At 44.0% G+C, this 2,498-nt stretch carries 2 protein-coding genes; one reads left to right on the forward strand and one right to left on the reverse strand.

From position 1 onward, the window contains the following. Positions 1–182: tetratricopeptide repeat protein (locus MiSe_RS48525; RefSeq protein WP_226594622.1), on the forward strand; the 182-nt coding region annotated here is incomplete at its 5' end. A 386-nt stretch (positions 183–568) separates the two neighbouring features. Here the strand turns inward: MiSe_RS48525 and MiSe_RS53485 are convergent. After that, entirely contained in the window at positions 569–913 is a 345-nt protein-coding gene (locus MiSe_RS53485) for a hypothetical protein (protein ID WP_373873047.1), read from the reverse strand. Positions 914–2,498: the final 1,585 nt, after the last annotated feature.

Raw genomic sequence — 2,498 nt, forward strand, 5'->3', positions numbered from 1 at the left:
TCTCCCCAAAGCAACAAGCTCATTATGCAGAATTGAATGGCAAATTGGGTCATGCTCGCAAAAAAGCCGGAGATTTAGAAACTGCCGCAGTTTACTTTCAAAAAGCCCTGGAACTGAATCCCAACTTTGAGGAAGTTTCTACGAGTTTACGAGAAATTTATGACAGTCAGCAGAAGTTATAGCGGATTGCAGCCGTACCTCATAGGGCTTTTTTGTGTAGCGGCACCCTTAAGGGTGCCGCTACACAAACAAGCGCCAAAAGGCTTTCCCTAGACGAGCTGGCAATCCGCTGTAAACAAGGCAGCAGCATCTGCTCGGCAAGCCCACTATAACGAATACAGAACCTAGTTAAAAGTGAAGGGGAAAATATAGCGACCGCCAAGGCGGTTAGGACGCAAGGCGCAATACATTCTCGATCGCATCTCTCATACCATGTCCGGTCGATTACCCGCGATTGAGCGATTGGGCACGGCACCAGTAAGGTTATCTGTTCCGGCAAGATATCTCGGATGTTCGCTACATCCCCATCATCTGGGTGGCAATGTGGTCAGGTTTTATTACGGGTGATTCAACGGACAATCAGGGACGGGGGTAGAGTAGACAACTCAGCTAAAAAAGCCTGCCGCCTCGCTTCATCCCGCTCGCGGTAGCCGTAGGTCTTTTTTTTCCAGTAAAACCCATTTTTTTCCCAGCCCATGATATCAAGTCCGCTAGCATCGGTTGTATATAGTCGATTGGTACAAGAGCTAGCTAAACGCAACCGATGCAACCGGACACGATATGAGAGGGTGCGATCGCTAATCTCTCCCTGCCAAAGTTTTGCCATCTCGACTTGAGTTTTATCCTCATGAACCTTGGCGAACTCACGGAATTTCTCCCAGTCGGTGATTTTATGTCTGTTATGATAGTTCATTTTTCGTATTAAAACTTTAGATGGGGATGCAGCACAAACTTAAAACCAGCGCTGCATCCCCTCTCAGCTTGATTATCATTCTTATTTGGGTAGGGAAGTTGCAGCCCGATCGCTCTTCTTCTGGCAAGGGTCTCCCCCTGCCCAGCTTTCGTCCCCTAAGCGCCCTTGTTTATTTTTGTGCGTACGCATGTGACAGTTGCGTAAGTCCTGTAAAAAATATGCCAATTTGGCAACCCATAGGTTTGTTACTTTGTTAATAGTAGATGTAACTCAATTTGCTAGTTACCTTTTTAGGACTGCTAATAACTCAATTTGCTAGTTAACTCAAGTTGCTAGTTACATCCCTTGGCGCTGGTAATGGCGTTACTCGGTTTCTCGGAAAAATCGTGGGTTTAGTGACGCTCCTCAAGCAACCCGCTTTCTCTGAAAAATCGTGGGTAATACAGCGAGAAATCTACTCAGAAACCGGGTTTCTGACTGCTAGGATCTGCCGTGGTCACGAGGGTAATAAGTAATTGTCAAGAGTAGACTGCCAATGAATCCAATTACCAATTAATGGCGTTACTAGGCTCTGCCGTGGTCACGAGGGTAATAGGTAATTGTCAAGAGTAGACTGCCAATGAATCCAATTACCAATTACCAATTACCAATTACCAATGTCACAAATTATAACTAGCAACTTGCGTTAGTTATTTCGTTATGGCTGCTAATAGCTAATGGCTAATGGCTAATGGCTAATAGCCCAGGGGAAAATTTTAACAAGATCGCAGTTAGCAATTAGCAATTTTAAAACCGGGGTTTGTAACTAACTCAAGTTGCTAGTTATCTCATGCCTAGCGGCTTTAGGCTTTTTGGGGCTGGCGCTGCGTAGAAATATTTCTTGTTGGCCGACAAGATAACAGCGCAAATGCTGCGCCCCTACTAGAAATTAGGAAAAATGCTGACTTTGAGCTGGCGCTATTAGCAATTAGTAGGGGCTGGCGCAGCGTAGAAATATTTCTTGTTGGCTGACAAGATAACAGCGCAAATGGTTCGCCCTTACTAGCAATTAGCTATTAGCAAAGCCCAATGTTTATAACGCAGCAACTTGCGTTAATAGCTGATGGCTAATAGCTGGCTAATGGGAGATACCGAAAATATTCCCATGAGCAATTACCAAGCTGGCGATTAGCTATTTTTAAATTCAGGGGTATAACTAGCAAATTAGGTTAGGTAGACGAAGAATCAAGCTGCCAACGAGTCTCTTAACTACTGAAGCAGAGATTTAGCAGAATTCTTTGTCTTCAGAAAACCAAACTATCAAATTCCTAGAGTGAACTAGATTCATTATCTCTAATGAATCTCTGTTTTTTTCGGGAAGAAAAAGCCAAAGTAATCGAGCAAGTAAAATCTGCCAAACTGGCAACAAAGCTCTGATTAGAATAGCTAAATTAACAACATCAAACAACAGGTTGCTCAAGCAACCAACTAACTTTAAACCAGGAGAAAGACAATGATTATCTCTGACCTGAACTACTTAGAAGTTGCCCAGGAAGAAATCTGCGGTGCTGGTGGCGTTCACTTCGCAAGCACCGTCACAAAGACT

The organism is Microseira wollei NIES-4236, from assembly GCF_020521235.1.
Taxonomy (GTDB): domain Bacteria; phylum Cyanobacteriota; class Cyanobacteriia; order Cyanobacteriales; family Aerosakkonemataceae; genus Microseira; species Microseira wollei.

Bases quoted from the DNA above. Each gene is read 5' to 3' on its own strand.
- MiSe_RS53485 (WP_373873047.1), bottom strand. From the start codon at position 913: ATGAACTATCATAACAGACATAAAATCACCGACTGGGAGAAATTCCGT.